The 18298-nt window shown below is 73.8% G+C and carries 19 protein-coding genes; 3 read left to right on the forward strand and 16 right to left on the reverse strand.

Going from position 1 to position 18298, the window contains the following annotated elements; genetic code table 11:
* Positions 1-37 precede the first annotated feature (37 nt).
* The 11 genes from tpiA to CKY47_RS27395 form a co-directional block, all read right to left on the reverse strand.
* The gene (tpiA, locus tag CKY47_RS27345; protein ID WP_306749172.1) at positions 38-826 is read right to left on the reverse strand and encodes a triose-phosphate isomerase; all 789 of its coding nucleotides are present in this window, start codon (positions 824-826) and stop codon (positions 38-40) included.
* A complete protein-coding gene (locus tag CKY47_RS27350) occupies positions 826-1989 on the reverse strand; it encodes a phosphoglycerate kinase (protein WP_306749174.1) in 1164 nt (387 codons plus the stop codon). Before CKY47_RS27350 ends, tpiA begins: the two co-directional genes overlap by 1 nt.
* Before the next feature lie 22 nt (positions 1990-2011).
* A complete protein-coding gene (gene gap / locus CKY47_RS27355; protein WP_306749176.1) occupies positions 2012-3016 on the reverse strand; it encodes a type I glyceraldehyde-3-phosphate dehydrogenase in 1005 nt (334 codons plus the stop codon).
* 236 nt (positions 3017-3252) lie between these two features.
* On the reverse strand, positions 3253-4053 hold the full coding sequence (locus tag CKY47_RS27360; protein WP_306749177.1) for a class I SAM-dependent methyltransferase: 801 nt from the start codon (positions 4051-4053) through the stop codon (positions 3253-3255).
* A gap of 19 nt (positions 4054-4072) precedes the next feature.
* Entirely contained in the window at positions 4073-5059 is a 987-nt protein-coding gene (gene whiA, locus CKY47_RS27365) for a DNA-binding protein WhiA (RefSeq protein WP_306749178.1), read from the reverse strand.
* A complete protein-coding gene (locus tag CKY47_RS27370) occupies positions 5050-6081 on the reverse strand; it encodes a gluconeogenesis factor YvcK family protein (RefSeq protein ID WP_306749179.1) in 1032 nt (343 codons plus the stop codon). The genes whiA and CKY47_RS27370 overlap by 10 nt, the downstream gene beginning before the upstream one ends.
* Positions 6078-6935, reverse strand: a complete 858-nt coding sequence (gene rapZ, locus CKY47_RS27375; protein WP_371320748.1) for an RNase adapter RapZ — start codon at positions 6933-6935, stop codon at positions 6078-6080. Before rapZ ends, CKY47_RS27370 begins: the two co-directional genes overlap by 4 nt.
* Positions 6936-6961: 26 nt before the next feature.
* Positions 6962-8956, reverse strand: coding sequence for an excinuclease ABC subunit UvrC (uvrC, locus tag CKY47_RS27380; protein ID WP_306749181.1), 1995 nt, complete (start codon positions 8954-8956; stop codon positions 6962-6964).
* Between the two features lie 122 nt (positions 8957-9078).
* Positions 9079-9561: a Rieske (2Fe-2S) protein gene (locus tag CKY47_RS27385; protein WP_306749182.1), complete on the reverse strand. Its 483-nt coding sequence runs from the start codon at positions 9559-9561 to the stop codon at positions 9079-9081.
* Between the two features lie 158 nt (positions 9562-9719).
* On the reverse strand, positions 9720-10112 hold the full coding sequence (locus CKY47_RS27390) for a Rieske (2Fe-2S) protein (protein WP_306749183.1): 393 nt from the start codon (positions 10110-10112) through the stop codon (positions 9720-9722).
* A 75-nt stretch (positions 10113-10187) separates the two neighbouring features.
* Complete coding sequence (locus tag CKY47_RS27395; RefSeq protein ID WP_306749185.1) at positions 10188-10679, reverse strand: hypothetical protein; 492 nt, start codon at positions 10677-10679, stop codon at positions 10188-10190.
* 401 nt (positions 10680-11080) lie between these two features.
* Here CKY47_RS27395 and CKY47_RS27400 point away from each other — a divergent pair, with 401 nt between their 5' ends.
* The 3 genes from CKY47_RS27400 to CKY47_RS27410 are packed head-to-tail and all read left to right on the forward strand — an operon-like array spanning position 11081 to position 13987.
* A complete protein-coding gene (locus CKY47_RS27400) occupies positions 11081-12496 on the forward strand; it encodes a helix-turn-helix domain-containing protein (protein ID WP_306749186.1) in 1416 nt (471 codons plus the stop codon).
* Between the two features lie 2 nt (positions 12497-12498).
* The gene (locus CKY47_RS27405; RefSeq protein ID WP_306749187.1) at positions 12499-12981 is read left to right on the forward strand and encodes a hypothetical protein; all 483 of its coding nucleotides are present in this window, start codon (positions 12499-12501) and stop codon (positions 12979-12981) included.
* 43 nt (positions 12982-13024) lie between these two features.
* Positions 13025-13987, forward strand: coding sequence for a helix-turn-helix transcriptional regulator (locus tag CKY47_RS27410; RefSeq protein WP_306749188.1), 963 nt, complete (start codon positions 13025-13027; stop codon positions 13985-13987).
* A gap of 42 nt (positions 13988-14029) precedes the next feature.
* Here CKY47_RS27410 and CKY47_RS27415 read toward each other — a convergent pair whose 3' ends face one another.
* The 5 genes from CKY47_RS27415 to CKY47_RS27435 all read right to left on the reverse strand — a co-directional run bounded on the left by CKY47_RS27415 (position 14030) and on the right by CKY47_RS27435 (position 18293).
* On the reverse strand, positions 14030-15367 hold the full coding sequence (locus tag CKY47_RS27415) for a M20/M25/M40 family metallo-hydrolase (RefSeq protein WP_306749189.1): 1338 nt from the start codon (positions 15365-15367) through the stop codon (positions 14030-14032).
* A gap of 130 nt (positions 15368-15497) precedes the next feature.
* Positions 15498-15926 (reverse strand): PH domain-containing protein, encoded by a 429-nt coding sequence (locus tag CKY47_RS27420; protein ID WP_371320749.1) that lies wholly within the window; start codon positions 15924-15926, stop codon positions 15498-15500.
* Between the two features lie 8 nt (positions 15927-15934).
* Positions 15935-16414, reverse strand: coding sequence for a 6,7-dimethyl-8-ribityllumazine synthase (ribH, locus tag CKY47_RS27425; protein WP_306749192.1), 480 nt, complete (start codon positions 16412-16414; stop codon positions 15935-15937).
* A complete protein-coding gene (locus tag CKY47_RS27430; protein ID WP_306749193.1) occupies positions 16411-17685 on the reverse strand; it encodes a bifunctional 3,4-dihydroxy-2-butanone-4-phosphate synthase/GTP cyclohydrolase II in 1275 nt (424 codons plus the stop codon). Before CKY47_RS27430 ends, ribH begins: the two co-directional genes overlap by 4 nt.
* Positions 17682-18293 carry a riboflavin synthase gene (locus CKY47_RS27435; protein WP_306749194.1) on the reverse strand — a complete coding sequence of 204 codons (612 nt, stop codon included), beginning with the start codon at positions 18291-18293 and terminating at the stop codon, positions 17682-17684. Before CKY47_RS27435 ends, CKY47_RS27430 begins: the two co-directional genes overlap by 4 nt.
* Positions 18294-18298: the final 5 nt, after the last annotated feature.

The following is an 18298-nucleotide window of genomic DNA, read 5'->3' on the forward strand; positions in this document are numbered from 1 at the left end:
ACCGTGGACCACCTCGGTGGGATGCGTGTCTACCGGATCAGGGTAGTGGTCCGCCGGCGGCGAGTGCGCAGAGCTTCGCGAACTCGTCCGCGTCCAGGCTGGCGCCGCCGACCAGAGCACCGTCGACGTCCTTCTGGCCGATCAGCTCGGCGATGTTGCCGGACTTGACCGAGCCGCCGTAGAGCACCCGGACGGCCGAAGCGACCTCTTCGCCGTGCAGTTCGGCGAGCTTGGCCCGCAGGGCCGCGCACACCTCCTGCGCGTCGGCGGACGAGGCGACCTTGCCGGTGCCGATGGCCCACACGGGTTCGTAGGCGATGACGACCCCGGCGACCTGCTCGGCGGTGAGGCCCTTGAGGCCCTCGACGAGCTGGGTGGTGCAGTGCTCGACGTGGCCGCCGGCGTCGCGGACGTCGAGCCGCTCGCCGAGGCAGAAGATCGGGGTGACGCCGTGCTTGAGCGCCGCCTTGACCTTCCTGTTGACCAGGGCGTCGTCCTCGCCGTGGTACTCGCGGCGCTCGGAGTGGCCCACGGTGACGTAGGTGCAGCCGAGCTTGGCGAGCATGGGGCCGGACACGTCGCCGGTGTAGGCGCCGGAGTCGTGGGGCGAGAGGTCCTGCGCGCCGTACTTGAGCAGGAGCTTGTCGCCGTCGACGAGGGTCTGGATGGACCGGATGTCGACGAACGGCGGGAGGACGGCCACCTCGACCTTGGCGAAGTACTTCTCCGGGAGGGAGAAGGCGATCTTCTGCACGAGGCCGATCGCTTCGAGGTGGTTGAGGTTCATCTTCCAGTTGCCCGCGATGAGGGGCTGCCGCTGTGCCATCAGTCCTCCAGGACCTTCACGCCGGGCAGTTCCTTGCCCTCGAGGAACTCCAGTGAGGCGCCGCCGCCGGTGGAGATGTGCGAGAACCCGTCCTCGGGGAGGCCGAGGGCGCGCACGGCCGCGGCGGAGTCGCCGCCGCCGACGACGGTGAACGCGTCGCTCTTCACGAGGGCCTCGGCGACGGCGCGGGTCCCGCCGGCGAACGCCTCGAACTCGAACACGCCCATCGGGCCGTTCCAGAACACGGTCTTGGCGTCGGCCAGCTTCGAGGCGAACAGCTCGCGCGTGGCCGGGCCGATGTCGAGGCCCTGCCGGTCGGCGGGGATGGCGTCGGTGGCGACGACCTCGTGCTCGGCGTCGGGCGCGAAGTCCGCGGCGGCGAGGACGTCGACGGGGAGGACGAGCTCCACCCCGCGCTCCTCGGCCTCCTCGAGGAAGCCCGCGACCTGCTCGACCTGGTCCTCCTGGAGCAGCGAGCCGCCGACCTCGTGGCCCTGGGCCTTGAGGAAGGTGTAGGCCATGCCGCCGCCGATGAGGAGCCGGTCGACCTTGGTGAGCAGGTTCTTGATGACGCCGAGCTTGTCGGAGACCTTGGAGCCGCCGAGGGCCACGACGTACGGGCGCTGGAGGTCGTCGGTGAGCTTGCGCAGCACCTCGACCTCGGCGAGGACGAGGCGGCCCGCGTAGTGGGGCAGCTTCTTCGCCACGTCGTAGACGCTGGCCTGCTTGCGGTGCACGACGCCGAAGCCGTCGGAGACGAACGCGTCGGCCTTGGCGGCGAGCTCGTCGGCGAGGGCGGCGCGCTCGGCGTCGTCCTTGCTGGTCTCGCGGGCGTCGAAGCGGATGTTCTCCAGCAGCACGACGGTGCCGTCGCCGGCGGTCCCGGTGCCGATCTCGACCGGGGTGCCGAGCAGTTCGCCGAGGCGGACCGCGACGGGCGCGAGGGAGAACTCGGGGTCGGGTTCGCCCTTGGGGCGGCCCAGGTGGGCGGCGACCAGGACGCGGGCGCCCGCGTCCACGAGCGCCTTGATCGTCGGCACCGACGCGCGGACCCGGCCGTCGTCGGTGATGCGGTCGCCGTCGAGGGGGACGTTCAGGTCGGCGCGCACGAGGACGCGCCGACCCGAGACACCCTCGCTGAGCAGGTCGTCGAGAGTCTTCACAGCGAGTGGTCCGCCTCTTCGCTCAGAGCTTGGAGGCGACGAGGTCGACCAGGTCGACGAGGCGGTTGGAGTAGCCCCACTCGTTGTCGTACCAGCCGACGACCTTGACCTGGTTGCCGATGACCTTGGTCAGCGGCGCGTCGTAGATGCAGGACGCCGGGTCGGTGACGATGTCGGCCGACACGATCGGGTCGGTGTTGTAGCGCAGGTAGCCCTTGAGGGGGCCCTCCGCGGCGGCCTTGTAGGCGGCGTTGACCTCGTCGACGGTGGTCTCGCGGCCCACGGTGACGGTGAGGTCGGTGGCGGAGCCGGTGGGCACGGGCACGCGCAGCGCGTAGCCGTCGAGCTTGCCCTTGAGCTCCGGGAGGACCAGGCCGATCGCCTTCGCGGCACCGGTGCTGGTGGGCACGATGTTCAGCGCGGCGGCCCGGGCGCGGCGCAGGTCCTTGTGCGGCGCGTCCTGGAGGTTCTGGTCCTGGGTGTAGGCGTGGATCGTGGTCATCAGGCCACGCTCGACGGTGAAGGCGTCGTGCAGCACCTTGGCCAGCGGGGCCAGGCAGTTGGTGGTGCACGAGGCGTTGGAGATGACGGTCTGCGAGCCGTCGTACTGGCCCTCGTTGGCGCCGAGGACGACGGTGAGGTCCTCGTTCTTGGCCGGGGCCGAGATGATGACCTTCTTGGCGCCGCCCTCGTCGACGTGCTTGCGCGCGACGGTGGCGTCGGTGAAGAAGCCGGTGGACTCGACGACGACGTCGACGCCCAGGTCCTTCCAGGGCAGCTTGCCCGGGTCGCGCTCGGCGAGGGCCTTGATGACCTTGCCGTCGACGGAGATGCCCTCGTCGGTGACGGCGACCTCACCGGGGAGGCGGCCGAGGATGGAGTCGTACTTCAGGAGGTGGGCCATCGTGTCGACGTCACCGAGGTCGTTGAAGGCGACGATCTCGATGTCGTGCCCGCTGGCCTGAACGGCGCGCCAGAAGTTGCGACCGATGCGGCCGAAACCATTGACACCTACGCGAACCGTCACGGTGAGTCTCCTCGATCTCGACTGGCGGAAAACACCAGGGGCGTGCAGTCAGGGGCTGACCAGGCAGCCACGGTCAGCCTAGCCGCCGTGGTGCGGTCCCGGTCACTCGCACCACCAGGATCTCTTTATCGAACAAGAAAATCCAGGTTGTCAGCCTTGTTACTTGGAGGTAACCGAGGTCGGCACGATTCAGACCGCGTCAGTCCGCGGAAAGTTCACGGAAGGTGCCGCGCCCGTCACCCGACCACGGCCGCGGTCACGGTCGGTGAGCGCCACCCGGCGCGGGCGGTGAGGAGCGGCTGGAAGAACCCGGTGTCCGCCGGTTCGTGCCACACCGCGTCGGTGAAGCCGGCGTCGGCGGCGAACCCGGCGAGGCGGTCCCGGCCCAGCGCCCAGTAGGTGGTGCGGTGCACGCTGGTCGACCACCGCCCGTCCGCGGGGGCGAGCTGGAACAGCTCCAGGTCGTAGTGCTCGCCGTCGTCGTGCCAGTCCCACAGCTGGAAGCTGACCGCCCGGCCGCCCGGCCCGGCCGAGGCGTGCACGGGGGTGGCGGTGGGGCGGTCGCGCAGCAGCTCGTCGTACGGACGGGTGGTGACGACGAGCAGACCGCCCGGCACGAGCACCCGCCGCATCGACGCGAGGGCCGCGCGCACGTCCTCGGCGGTGAGCAGGTGCGGCAGGGAGTTGTCCGCGCACACCACGGCGTCGAAGCGCCCCGACCGCACCGGCAGCGCCCGCATGTCGGCCGCCGCGCACGGCAACCCCAGGTCGCGGTTCCGCGCCTCGCGGGACGCGCGGACCGCGGCCGCCGGGCTGACGTCGGTGGCCACGACGCGGTGGCCGAGCGCGGCCAGGCCCACGGCCTGCGTGCCGATGCCGCACGCGCAGTCCAGCACGTCCTTCGGACCGGGCCCGAGGGCGCGGCGGAGCACCCCGTCGAGCGCGGCGGCCTGCCGGGCCACCGAGGCCTCCCAATCCGCGTAGAGCAGGTGGTAGCGCTCGGCGATCCCGTCGTAGAACCCGCGCGGCGACGTCACGGCGCGGACGGTACGCGCGTCAGACCTCGGCTTCGAGCATGTCCGCGGTGACCGCCGACTCGGTGTCGGGCATGCCCAGCTCCCTGGCCCTCTTGTCGGCCATCGCCAGCAGGCGGCGGATGCGGCCGGCGACCGCGTCCTTGGTCATCTGCGGGTCCGACAGCTGGCCCAGCTCCTCCAGCGACGCCTGCCGGTGCGCCAGGCGCAGCGCGCCCGCCGCGGCCAGGTGGTCGGGCGCCTCCGCGCCGAGGATCTCCAGGGCGCGCTGCACGCGTGCGGCGGCGGCGACGGCGGCGCGGGCCGAGCGGCGCAGGTTCGCGTCGTCGAAGTTCGCCAGCCGGTTCGCCGTGGCGCGCACCTCGCGGCGCATCCGCCGCTCCTCCCAGGCCAGCACGCTGTCGTGCGCGCCCAGGCGGGTCAGCATCGCGCCGATCGCGTCGCCGTCCCTTATCACCACGCGCTCCGCGCCGCGCACCTCTCGCGACTTCGAGCCGATGCCCATCCGGCGGGCCGCGCCGACCAGCGCCAGCGCCGCCTCCGGTCCCGGGCAGGTCACCTCCATCGAGGAGGAGCGGCCCGGTTCGGTGAGCGAGCCGTGCGCCAGGAACGCGCCGCGCCACGCCGCCTCCGCGTCGCACACGCCGCCGGACACGACGGGGGCGGGCAGGCCGCGCACCGGCCGGCCGCGCGGGTCCAGCAGGCCCGTCTGGCGGGCCAGGCCCTCCCCGTCCTTGACCACGCGCACCACGAACCGGGTGCCCTTGCGCAGCCCGCTCGAGGTGATCGTGAAGACGTCGGACTGGTGCCCGTACAGCTCGTGGATCTCCCGGCGCAGCCGCCGGGCCGTCGAGCCCAGGTCCAGCTCCGCCTCCACGACGACCCGGCCGCCCACGATGTGCAAACCGCCCGCGAAGCGCAGCAGCGACGCGACCTCCGCGCGGCGGCAGCAGGTCTTGGAGACGGCCAGCCTGCTCAGCTCGTCCTTGACCGCAGACGTCATCGCCACGGTGCCTCGCCTCCCCTGGTCTCGCTGTCGTCCGACAGCGTTCTACTCGACGCCCCGGTGGCCCCGTCGGCGGGGCCGTGCAACGCCGCCCGGATGCTCGACGCCAGCGCGGCCGGGTCGTGGCGGTCCGGCGTGCCCTCCCGGGCGATCCGCGCGAGGTGCGCTTCGGCCCCGAGAGCTGCGGCGGCGCGGCGCAGCCGGTCCGGCACGGGCACGGCGCCCGCGTCGGCGATCACCGCGTCCACCCGCAGCCGCGGGGCGTGCTCGCTGAGCACGTCCAGGTGCAGCTCCGGGGAGAAGCCCGCTGTTTCGCCCGGTTGGGGGACGAGGTTGAGCACGACGACCTTGCGCGCGGGGGTGCGCACGAGCGCGTCGTGCAGTTCCGGCACCAGCAGGTGCGGCAGCACGCTGGTGAACCACGAGCCCGGTCCGAGCAGCACCACGTCCGCGCCGAGCACCGCCTCCACGGCGTCCGGGCAGCCGCGCGGCGCCTCGCCGGGACCGCCCGGGCCGTGCAGGCGGATGCGCTGCACGCGGCCCGGCGTGGTGGCGATCGCGACCTGCCCGCGGATGCGGCGCGGCACGTCGGCGTCCTCGTCCAGGCCGGTGACGTCGGCCTCGATCTCCAGCGGCTCGGTGCACATCGGCAGCACGCGCCCGCGCACGCCGAGCAGCCGGCCCGCCTCGCGCAGCACCGCGACCGGGTCGCCGAGCTGCTCCAGCAGGCCCGCCAGCACGAGGTTGCCCACGGCGTGCCCGGCGAGCGCGCCCGTGCCGCCGAACCGGTGCTGGAACAGGGCCGACCACATCGCGCCCGCCTCGTCGTCGGAGGCCAGCGCCACCATCGCCTTGCGCAGGTCGCCGGGCGGCAGCAGGCCCAGCTCCCGGCGCAGCCGCCCCGAGGAGCCGCCGTCGTCGGCGACCGTCACCACGGCCGTCACGTCGTCGGTCACCCGGCGCAGCGCGGTGAGCGTGACGTGCAGCCCGTGCCCACCGCCCAGCGCCACCGCTCTCGGGCTCACTCGCGTCCCAGGTCCCGGTGCACGACCTTCACGGCCATGCCGTCCTCCGCGGCCAGCCGGCCCGCCAGCTCCTCGGAGATGGCGACGCTGCGGTGCTTGCCGCCCGTGCAGCCCACGGCCAGCGTCAGGTACCGCTTGCCCTCGCGCCGGTAGCCGGCGCCGATGAGCCGCAGCAGCTCGTGGTAGCGGTCCAGGAACTCGTCCGCGCCCTCCTGCGTGAGCACGTAGTTGCGCACGTCGCCGTCCAGGCCGGTCTGCTCGCGCAGCTCGGGGATCCAGAACGGGTTGGGCAGGAAGCGGACGTCCATGACCAGGTCGGCGTCCATCGGCAGGCCGTACTTGTAGCCGAACGACAGCACCGTGACGCGGGTGCGGGTCGCCGACTCGGTGCCGAAGGTGTCCTCGATCTTGGCGCGCAGCTGGTGCACCGACAGTGCCGAGGTGTCGAGCACCAGGTCGGCTTCCTCGCGCAGCGGCGTGAGCAGGGCCCGCTCGGCCTCGATGCCGTCCGCGAGGCGCCCGTCGGCCTGGAGCGGGTGGCCGCGGCGCACCGACTCGAACCGGCGGATCAGCACGTCGTCGGTGGCCTCCAGGAACAGCACCTTCGGCTTGTAGCCGCGGGCGTCGAGGTCCTTGATCACCGCCGCGAGGTCCTCGGTGAACGCGCGGCTGCGCACGTCCATGACGACCGCGACCCTGGTGATGGCACCCCTGGCCTGCGCGCCCAGCTCCACCATGGTCGAGATCAGCTCGGGCGGCAGGTTGTCCACCACGAACCAGCCCAGGTCTTCCAGGCACTTCGCGGCGGTGCTGCGGCCCGCTCCCGACAGGCCGGTCACCACCGCTACCTCGATGCCGGACTTCTCGCCGGCCGGTGCGTTCACGTGTGCTCCCTCTGAAGGTCGGCTGCGCCGACGCCTTCGGTGCCGGCCGTGTCCGACGTGGTCGGGCCCGACGGGGCCGCACCCAGCGTCGCGTGCACGGCCTCCGCGGTGCGCCGGCCCACTCCGGGCACCGCGGCGATCTCCTCGATGCTCGCCTCACCGAGCTTCTTCACCGAGCCGAAGTGCTTGAGCAGCGCGGCCCGGCGCGTCTGCCCCAACCCCGGCACGTCGTCCAGGGCCGACACCGTCATCCGCTTGGACCGCTTCTGCCGGTGGTAGGCGATGGCGAACCGGTGCGCCTCGTCGCGCACCCGTTGCAGCAGGTAGAGGGCCTCACTGGTGCGCGGCAGGATCACCGGGTCGGGTTCGCCCGGCACCCACACCTCCTCCAGCCGCTTGGCCAGGCCCACCACGGCCACGTCGGTGATGCCCAGCTCGGCCAGCACGTCGGACGCGGCCTGCGCCTGGGGCGCGGCGCCGTCGACGACGAGCAGGTTCGGCGCGTAGGCGAACTTGCGGGGGCGGCCGGTCTCCGGGTCGATGCCGGGGTTCGAGCCGCCGGACGCGGTCTCCTTCAGGTACGCCTGGAAGCGGCGGCGCACCACCTCGGCGATGGAGGCGACGTCGCCCTCCTCCGCGGCCTCCCGGATCGCGAAGCGGCGGTACTCGGACTTGCGGGCCAGGCCGTCCTCGAACACCACGAGCGAGGCGACCACGTCGGTGCCCTGCACGTGGCTGATGTCGGTGCACTCGATGCGCAGCGGGGCCGTGTCGAGGCCCAGCGCCTCCTGGAGCTCCTGGAGGGCCGCGGACCGGGCCGTGAGGTCGCCCGCGCGGCGCAGCTTGTGCTGCTGGAACGCCTCCTTGGCGTTGCGCTCCACGGTCTCCATCAGCGCCCGCTTGTCACCCCGCTGCGGGACGCGCAGCGACACCTTCGCGCCGCGCAGGTCCGACAGCCACCGCTCCACGGCGGGCGCGTCGTCGGGCAGCTCCGGCACGAGCACCTCGCGCGGCACCGGCGCCGCCTCCACGCCGCCGACCTCGGCCGACTCGGCCTGGGTGCCGTAGAACTGGGTGACGAACTGGTCGACCAGGCCCGCCGTGCCGGTCTCGTCGACCTTGTCGACCACCCAGCCGCGCTGGCCGCGCACCCGGCCGCCGCGCACGTGGAACACCTGCACGGACACCTCCAGCTCGTCCTGCGCGAACGCGACGACGTCGGCGTCCGTGCCGTCGCCGAGGACGACGGCCTGCTTCTCCAGGGCCCGCTTGAGGGCGGCCTGGTCGTCGCGCAGCCGGGCGGCCCGCTCGAAGTCCAGGTCCTCGGCGGCGGCGGTCATCTCGCGCTCCAGCCGGCGGACCAGGGAGTCGGTGCGGCCGGCGAGGAAGTCGCAGAAGTCCTCGACGATGTCGCGGTGCTGCTCGGCGCTGACCCGGCCCACGCACGGCGCCGAGCACTTGTCGATGTAGCCGAGCAGGCAGGGCCGGCCGATCTGGCCGTGCCGCTTGAACACGCCGGCGGAGCAGGTGCGGGCGGGGAAGACGCGCAGCAGCAGGTCGAGGGTCTCGCGGATGGCCCACGCGTGCGCGTAGGGGCCGAAGTGGCGGACGCCCTTGCGCCGCGGGCCGCGGTAGACGTACAGGCGGGGGAACTCCTCGTTCAGCGTCACCGCGAGCACCGGGTACGACTTGTCGTCGCGGTAGCGGACGTTGAAGCGCGGGTCGAACTCCTTGATCCAGTTGTACTCCAGCTGGAGCGCCTCGACCTCGGTGCCGACGACGGTCCACTCGACGCCCGCCGCGGTCGTCACCATCTGGCGGGTGCGCGGGTGCAGGCCCGTGATGTCCGCGAAGTAGGAGTTCAGCCGCTGCCGCAGGTTCTTGGCCTTGCCGACGTAGACCACCCGGCCACTGGCGTCGCGGAACTTGTAGACGCCGGGGGCTTCGGGGATGGTGCCTGTCGCGGGGCGATAGGTCGACGGATCGGCCACGCGACAAGCGTACGTGCGGGCACCGACAGCGCATCGCCTGGCCACTCCCGGCGCAGGTCAGTGCGTCTGCTAGGCGGGGCGGCCCCGGGGGCGGGCCGCCCCGCCGGGGCGCGGGGCGCGGGTCAGGCGAGGACGACCTGGCCGTCCCGGACGGTGACGGGCACCGCGGTGAGGCCCTTCGTCGCCGGTCCCTTGGTGACCGCGCCGTCGGAGGTGTTGAACCGGCTGCCGTGCGCCGGGCAGGTCAGCACGCCGTTCTCCGGCGGGGCGACGGCGGTGCCCTGGTGGGGGCAGGCGGCGTCGTAGGCGGTGACCGAGTCGCCGGTGCGGACGATGACGAGCGGCTTGCTGGTCGCCGGGTTGCCGGCGATGGCGCCGCCGCCGTCGGGCACGTCGGCCAGGGCGATGATGCTCGCCTGCCCGCCCCCGGCGCCGCCGGTCGGGGTGCCCGCGCCACCCGTGGTGCCGCCGCCGGTGGTGGCGCCGCCGGTCGACGCGGGCTCGCCGCCGCCGCACGCGGCCAGCCCGCCGGGCACGGCGAGCGCGACCAGTACGCCGCACAGCATCGAGCGACGGGACAGCCCTGCTTGCTCCACGGAACTCACGACAGGTCCTCCGCAACGTGGTGGGTGGTGGTGGTCGTTCGGATCACACAGGCAATACGACACCACGTGAAGCGGGGTTCAACATCCCGGGGAGCGCCGGGTGTTCTTCAGGAAAGCAACACGTTCGGGCAACGGTGGGCGACCCAGGGGGCGGCGCGTCAGGCGAGCAGCACGTCGCCACCGGACACGGTGACCGCGACCTCGGCCAGGCCCTTCGGCGACGGGCCGGACAGCACGGCGCCGGACGACGGGTCGAACGCGCTGCGGTGCGTCGGGCAGGTGATCACGCCCGCCGTCGGCGGGTTGACCGTGGTGCCCTGGTGCGGGCACGCCGGGTCGAACGCGCGCAACTCCGACTCCGACGGCCTGACCAGCAGCAACCGGCCGTCCGCGCCGACGTCGACCAGGGCGCCGGAGCCCACGGGCACGTCGGCGAGCGCGGCGACGCGGTCACCCGGCCGGGCGGAGCCGACACCGGGGCGGCGGGTCGGTCCCCCGGTGCCGCAGGCGGTCAGGGCGAGCAGTCCGCACAGCAGCGTCCGTCGGTCCACACCTCCATCTTCACCCATCCGGTGGAGTCGGCGACGCCGCGGGTCCGGTGGGACCCGCGGCGGGTGACGGGACCGTCAGCGGTCCTGGGCGACCGCCGCGCGCGCGAGGGCGAGGACCGCGGTGAACGGCGGGAACCAGTGCCGCGAGTGCGACGGCGGGTTCGCCCACCTCAGCGACCCGTAGCGGGTCATGGTGGGCGGCAGCGCGATGCGCTGCGGCGAGCGGACGAACTGGACCTCGGCGGGCGCCTTGAGGTGCGTGGGCAGCAGGGCGACCAGTTCGGCGAGGAAGATCCAGTGCTCCCGCGGGCCGGGGATCACGGTGACGGGACCCGCGAGCATGCGGGCCTTGAGGTCGGCCAGGACCCGGGACCCGATGCGGGCGGGCATGGCCAGTGCGGTGGTGGCGGGCCCCAGCGGCAGGAACACGCCCTGCTCGGTGACGGAGACCTTCCAGCCCAGCAGCCGGTAGCCGGCGATGGCCTCACCCAGTGCCTGCTGGTGCGCGCGGTCGCGGGGCCCGAATCGCGGGCCGTTGTCTGCGGTGGTGGCGGCGGTGACGCTCATCGTGGGTTCCTCCCGGTCGGGTGGAGCGGGTGGTCCGCGGGCCGCGGGGTCTGCCCGGCCCGCACACGCAGGGTCGGCGCGATCGGGGCCGGGCGCCACACCCGTGTCGGGTAGGGCGCATGCACCGGATGGATGACGCTCATCCGGCACGCGGTGTGACAGGCGGCCGAATGGGGGGTCTACCGCGTCTTATGCACGGGATGCATGGACTCCCGATCACATCTCTATATGCTGGTGACCACGCTCAGTGACGGGAGCGAGCCATGGACCGGAGAGCTCGGAGTACCAGTACCAGGCGCGCATGCCCGTCGTGCGGGGCGTGGATCGCCGCCGACAACACCGACCGCCTCTGCCAGCGGTGCCGGCGCACCGCGCGCACGGAGCTCCACGGACCGCCCGAGGTGCCGGGGGACTTCTGGGACCACGAGGCCATGGCCGCCGCGTTCGCCGACCGGGACATGGGCGCCCTCCTCGCCGCCTACCGGCACCACCCCCAGCACGTCAGCCGCGTCACCCAGGACCGCATGGCGTCCTGGCTGGGAATCTCCCAAGCACAGCTGTCGCGGTACGAGACCGGTGAGAACCCGATCGACCGGATCGACCGCCTGCGGCACTTCGCGCGGGTGCTCGGCGTGCCCGGCGACCGGCTGTGGTTCGACCGCGTCGGAATCCCAAGCCAGGCGGGCCCCGACCGTGGTGCCCCGCCCGATGTGCTCGCCGCGGCGTGGGACGCGTCGAGCATTGCCAGATCGGTCGAGGAGACGGCGAGGAACGACTTGGCGATCAGCAGACGAGCGGCGCTCACCGGAGCTGCCGCGGTGGCAATGGGACCCGCACTGGTCGAGCCGTTGCAGAAGTGGCTCCACCCCCTGCAGCCCCTGTCCAAGTGGTCGTCCAGCGCGGCGATCAGCGAGGAGGAGCTGGCGGCGCTGCAACGCGTCGCCGACGGGCTGCGCGGGTGGGGCGGGCGGGGCGGGTACGGGTTGGCGCGCAAGGCGGTGCTCGGCCAGTTGGAGGAACTGGCCGAGCGCTTGTCGCGGGCGCCGGCGGGTCCGACCACGGAGCGGGCCTTCTTCATCGGCGCGGAGCTGTCCAAGGTCGCGGCGAGCATGTCCTGGGACGCGGGCATGCACGACGCGGCGCAGCGGTACTACGTGCTGGGCGTGCGCATGGCCAAGGCCGGGCGCAACGACCCGTTCGCCGCGCTGTGCCTGGCGGCGATGGCGAGGCAGATGTTCGACCTGGGCCGCCCGGAGGACGGTCTGGAGCTCGTGCAGCTGGGTCAGTACGGCACCCGGCGCACGGCTACCCCGACGTTGCAGGCGCTCCTGCTGACCCGCGAGGCGTGGGCCTACGCCCAGATGGGTCAGGTACGGGAGTTCCACCGGGCGGTCGGGCAGGCGCAGGACAGCTTCGCCCAGCGGCGGGACGGCTCGGAGCCGTGGTGGCTCCACAGCTTCGACGAGGCGGAGCTGGAGGGCGTGATCGGCGCCCGGATGCGGGACCTGGCGGGTCACGACCCGAAGCAGGCGCCGCGGGCCGAGCAGCACATCAGGCGGGCGCTGGACCTGCGCGACCCGGCCCGGGTGCGCAACCGGGCGTTCGACGTCATCGGGTTGGCCCGCACCATGATGGTGGCGGGTGAGCCCGAGGAGGCGTGCGGGCTGATCCAGCAGGTGGTGCCGACCGCGGCGGGCCTGGCGTCCGGGCGGGTCGTGCGCAAGCTCCAGGACTTCGCGAAGGAGGCGGAGCGACACCGGGACCTGCCGGTCGTGCGCGACGCGCGCGAGGCGATCCGGGGATTGCGGACGGCCTAGTGATGCGGGTGGGGATCACCGGGCACAGCAAACTGGTGCCCGACTGCGTCGACGCGGTGAGCGCGGCGATCCGCGCGGCGTTGGAGGCCGAGGCGGCGGGCGGGTCATCCCTGGTGGGGGTGACCTGCCTGGCGCCCGGCGCGGACCAGCTGTTCGCGCGCGTCGTGCTGGACCTGGGCGGGCGGGTGGAGGTCGTGCTGCCCGCGACGGACTACCGGGACCGGCTCAAGCCGGACAAGCGCGCCGCCTACGACGAACTGCTGGCGCGGGCGCACGTGGTGAGCGTGCTGCCGAACGAGCTGTCGGGGCGGCACGCGTACGTGATGGCCAACGAGCGGATGCTCGCGTCGGTGGAGCTGCTGGTCGCGGTGTGGGACGGGCAGCCGCCCGACGGCCGGGGCGGCACGGCGGACGTGGTGGAGACGGCGCGCGCGTCGGGGGTGCCGGTGGTGGTCGTGTGGCCGGAGGGCGCGGCACGCGGCTGATCGAGGACGGTCGTCGTCCGCGATGGCCGGCAGACTCGGCGGCATGTTGGAGACCTCGGCCCGGCTGCTGAAGCTGCTCTCGCTGCTCCAGGTCCGCCGCGACTGGACCGGGCCGGACCTGGCGGCGCGGCTGGGCGTGGACGTGCGGACCGTGCGGCGTGACGTGGACAAGCTGCGCACCCTCGGCTACCCGGTGAACGCGGCGCCCGGCGTGTCGGGCGGCTACCAGCTGGGCGCGGGCGCCGAGCTGCCGCCGCTGCTGCTGGACGACGACGAGGCGGTGGCCGTGGCGGTGGGGTTGCGGACCGCCGCGAACGGCACGGTCGCGGGCATCGAGGAGACGTCGGTGCGGGCGCTGGCGAAGCTGGAGCAGGTGCTGCCGTCTCGGCTGCGGCGGCGGGTGAACGCGCTCGGGCAGCACACGGTCGCGCTCACGCCGACCGTGGCGCGGGTCGACTCCGGCACGCTCACCGCCATCGCCGGCGCGTGCCGCGACCGCCGGCGGCTGCGGTTCCCCTACGCGGGGCGCGACGGCGGCACGAGGCGGCACGTCGAGCCGCTGGGCCTGGCCCACACCGGTCGGCGCTGGTACCTGGTGGCGTGGGACGTGGACAAGGGGGACTGGCGCACGTTCCGGGTCGACCGGATCGAGGGCGAGCCGGCGCCGGGCGCCCGGTTCCCGCCGCGCGAGCCGCCGGCGGAGGACCTGGCGTCGTACGTGTCGCGGCAGCTGTCCGTGGCGCCCTACCAGCACCGGGCGCGGCTGGTGATGCACGCGCCCTACGACGTGGTGGCGGCGCGGACGTCGATGACGTCGGTGCACCTGGAGCGCATCGACGACGGGCGGACCCGGTTGACGGTCGGCACGCCGTCGCTGGAGGAGGTGGTCCTGTGGATCGCCATGATCGGCGTCGACTTCGAGGTGGAGGGACCGGAGGAGCTGCGCGAGCACCTGCGCTCGCACGCCGCGCGGCTGCTGCGCGCGGCCGGCGACCGACCCGGGTGAGGGTCGGCCGCCGGCGTCACGCGGTCCCCGGACCGGTCGCGGTCAGGAGCGGGCGCAGGCCAGGCGGTAGGCGGCGGCGCCGATGAGCTCCAGCGACACCTGGAGGCGCTCGGGGCTCACGTTCTGCGCGATCGTGTCCTCGGGCGTGTGGTAGAGCGGTTCCAGCTCGTGCGGGCCGCCCTCGCCGCGCCAGCTGAAGTTCGCCGCGGCGATGCCCTTCTCGTGGAACGGCACGTGGTCGCTGCTGCCGCGCGCCACGGGGCCGTGGACGCGGGAGCCGTAGCCGAGGCGGGTCGCGGCGGCGGCGACCTGCGCGGTGGTGGCGTTGTCGCCGCCGTCCACCGACAGCAGCCAGTAGGCGGTGGCCGGGCCGTGGCTGGTGGCGACCATGTCGTTCTGGAAAACCCCGGCGATGCGCGCCGCCTCCTCCGCGGGCAGTCCGCCCACGTAGTGGCGCGATCCGAGCAGGCCCTGCTCCTCCGAGCCCCACAGCGCGAACCGCAGCGCCCGCCGCGTCGGCAGGTGGCGCAGCACGCGGGCCAGTTCGAGCGCGAGCACGGTGCCGCTGCCGTCGTCGTTCGCGCCCGGCGAGCCCGGCACGGTGTCGTAGTGCGCGGTCACCATGACCACGCCCCGGTCGCGCCCGGGGAACGTCGCGGGCCGGTCGGCGATCACGTTGTACGAGGTCAGGCCCGTGTGGTGGGTGGTGGTGACGGTGATCGTGACGGGACCGGCCGCGCGCAGCCGCTCCACGTGCACCTGGGCGACGCCGAGCACCGGCACGGCGACGACCTCGGTCAGCGCCGGGGAGAACGCGCCGGTCCTGCCCGCCGGCGGGACGGGGACGCGGCCGACGAGCACGGCCGCCGCGCCCCGGCGCGCCGCGTCGAGCACCGCGGTCGAGCCGGTGGGCACGTTGACCAGGAGCACGACCGCGCCGGTGAGGTCGTCGGGCAGCGGCGCGGCCGGGTCCAGCTCCCGCACCGGACCGGTCGCGGTGACGCCGAGCGCGCCGGAGCGGGACGCCGCCGCGTGCCACGTGTCCCCGCCGACGACCAGCGTGGACAGGTACTTGTCGGGCACGGCGAACGGCTGGAGCGTCACCCGGTAGCGCAGGCCGCGCAGCACGTCCGCGAGGTAGTCGCGGGCCCGGTGCTCCGACTCGGTGCCGCCGATGCGCAGGCCCATCCGGTCGCTGAGCACCCGCAGGTGCTCCATCGCCCGGCGGGCCCGCACCCGGCCCACCACGGGCAGGTCGCCCAGCCCCAGGTCGGGCAGGTCGGAGGCGCCGGGCCGCTGCGCGCGGGCGACCGGGTTCAGGCCGAGCGCGGCCGCGCCCGCCGCCGCGGCGGCACCGGTGAGGAGTGAACGTCTGCGCATGTGCGCCCCCTGGTTCGTCGACCACCCGAACGTAGGCAGGGGTCGCGAAGCGGACAAGGTGCCGTTGGCGGACACGGAATCCGCCAACGGCACCACGTCGACCAGGGGTTGCGCGGCCGCGGGACGCGGCCTAGGGGGTGGCGGCGCGGTGCAGCTCGCGCAGGGCCCGCACGGCCGCGACGGCGTGCTCGCGGTCCACCGCCTGCACGGCCATGACGGACACGTACTCGTCGTCGGGCAGCTCCAGCCGCGCCCAGGACGCGCCGTCCGGGAAGGACACGTGCAGCACGTCCGACCACGCGTACCGGTGCGCGGTGACGACGTTGCGGACCTCGACGCCCTCGGCGTCCGCGCGCACCCGGGGCCGGGCCAGCAGCAGCGCCCCGCACGCCAGCAGCACGCCCAGGCAGATCATCGCCACCTGGTCGGAGGTCCGGAAGATCACGCCGGTGGGCGTGTCCCCGAGCAGGAGGCCGACGACGGTGAACGAGGCGACCAGGAACACCGCGCAGGTCACGGCGACGAGGCGGATCTTCTTCGGGCGGAACTCGACGGCCACGGCGGTGCTCACGTCCCCGCCCGCAGCCCGCGCAGCACGAGCGCCGCGTCCAGCGCCGCCACGCACGCCTCGAAGCCCTTGTCCTCGACCGAGTCCGCGAACCCGGCGCGGGCCAGGGCCTGCTCCTCGTCGTCGGTGGTGAGCACGCCGTTGCCGACGGGCGTGGACTCGTCCAGCGCGACCCGCGTCAGGCCCGCCGTCACCGCGTCGCACACGTACTCGAAGTGCGGGGTGCCGCCGCGGACGACGACGCCCAGCGCCACCACCGCGTCGTGCGTGCGGGCCAGCTCCTGGGCCACCACCGGCAGCTCCACGGCGCCCGCGACGCGCGCCACGGTCGGCGAGGCCACCCCGGCCGCCGCCGCCGCCTCCAGGGCGCGGGCCACCAGGTTGTCGGTGATCTTCGCGTGCCAGCGCGTGGCCACGACGGCCAGCCTCAGGCCCGCCGCGTCCGGGACGTCGGCCTCGGGCCGACCTTCGCCGCTCATTCCGCTCCTTCGGTGGTGGACACGATCGCGCCGCCCTGGCCCAGCGCCTCGTACTGTTCGAGCTGGTGCAGCTCGTGGCCCATCCGGTCGCGCTTGGTGCGCAGGTAGCGCAGGTTCTCCGGGTTGGGCGAGATCGGCAGCGGCACGCGGTCGAGCACGGTCAGGCCGTAGCCCTCCAGGCCGACGCGCTTGGCCGGGTTGTTCGTCAGCAGCCGCATCGACTTGACGCCGAGCCGGCACAGGATCTGCGCGCCGGTGCCGTAGTCGCGGGCGTCGGCGGGGAGGCCCTGGGAGAGGTTGGCGTCCACGGTGTCCGCGCCGCCGTCCTGGAGCTGGTACGCCTGGAGCTTGTGCATCAGGCCGATGCCGCGGCCCTCGTGACCGCGCATGTAGAGCACGACGCCGCGCCCCTGCGCCGAGACCGCCTCCAGCGCGGCGTCCAGCTGCGGGCCGCAGTCGCAGCGCAGCGAGCCGAAGATGTCGCCGGTCAGGCACTCGGAGTGCACGCGGACCAGCACGTCCTCGCCGTCGCCGATGTCGCCGCAGACGAACGCGACGTGCTCGATGCCGTCGAGCTTGCTGTCGAAGCCGACCGCGGTGAACGTGCCGTGCACGGTCGGGATGCGGGCCTCGGCGACCCGCTCCACCTGCGTCTCGACGCGCCGCCGGTAGGCGATCAGGTCGGCGATGCTGATGAGCGCGAGGTCGTGGTCGGCGGCGAACACCTCCAGCTCGTCGCGCCGCGCCATGTCGCCCTCGTCCTTCTGCGACACGATCTCGCACAGCACGCCGGCCGGCGAGAGCCCCGCCAGGCGGGCCAGGTCGACGGCGGCCTCGGTGTGCCCGGGGCGGCGCAGCACGCCGCCGTCGCGGGCGCGCAGCGGCACCACGTGACCGGGGCGGCTGAAGTGGCGGGCCGTCGAGGCCGGGTCGGCCAGCAACCGGATCGTGTGGGCCCGGTCGGCGGCCGAGATTCCGGTGGACACGCCCTCGCGGGCGTCGACGGTCACCGTGTACGCGGTGCCGCGCTGGTCCTGGTTCGTGTGGTACATCGGCGGCAGGTCGAGCCGGTCGCAGTCGGCCTCGGTCAGCGACACGCACACGTACCCGGAGGTGTAGCGGACCATGAACGCGAGCAGCTCCGGCGTCGCCTTCTCGGCGGCGAAGATCAGGTCGCCCTCGTTCTCGCGGTCCTCGTCGTCCACGACGATGACCGGTCGGCCGCCGGCGATGTCCTTGACGGCCCGCTCGATGTCGGCGAAGTCCTTCACCTGGTCTCCTCGGCGCGCAGGTGGGGCTGGGCGAGGCGCTCCACGTACTTCGCGACCACGTCCACCTCCAGGTTGACGGTGTCGCCCGGCGAGCGCCGGCCGAGGGTGGTCAGCTCCAGCGTCGTGGGGATGAGGCTCACCGAGAACTCGGTCTCGGAGACGTCCACGACGGTCAGCGACACGCCGTCCACCGTGATCGAGCCCTTCTCCACCACGTAGCGGGACAGCCGCGGCGGCAGTCCGATGTGGACGAGCTCCCAGTGCTCGGCCTTCTCCCTGGCCAGCACGGCGCCCGTGCCGTCCACGTGGCCCTGCACGATGTGGCCGCCCAGCCGCTGGCCGACGGCCGCGGCGCGCTCCAGGTTGACCTTGTCGCCCTCGGCGACCTTGGCCAGGCTGCTGCGGGTGAGCGTCTCGCGCATCACGTCGGCGGTGAACGCGCCGCCCTCGACCTCGACCACGGTGAGGCACACGCCGTTCACCGCGATCGAGTCGCCGTGCTTGGCGTCGCTGGTCACCAGCGGGCCCGCGATGGTGACGCGGGCCGCGTCCGGCAGGTCGGCGACGGCGACGACCTCACCCAACTCCTCGACGATCCCCGTGAACACCGTTC

Origin of the sequence: Saccharothrix longispora, from assembly GCF_030852425.1 — a bacterium.
Taxonomy (GTDB): Bacteria; Actinomycetota; Actinomycetes; order Mycobacteriales; family Pseudonocardiaceae; genus Actinosynnema; species Actinosynnema longispora.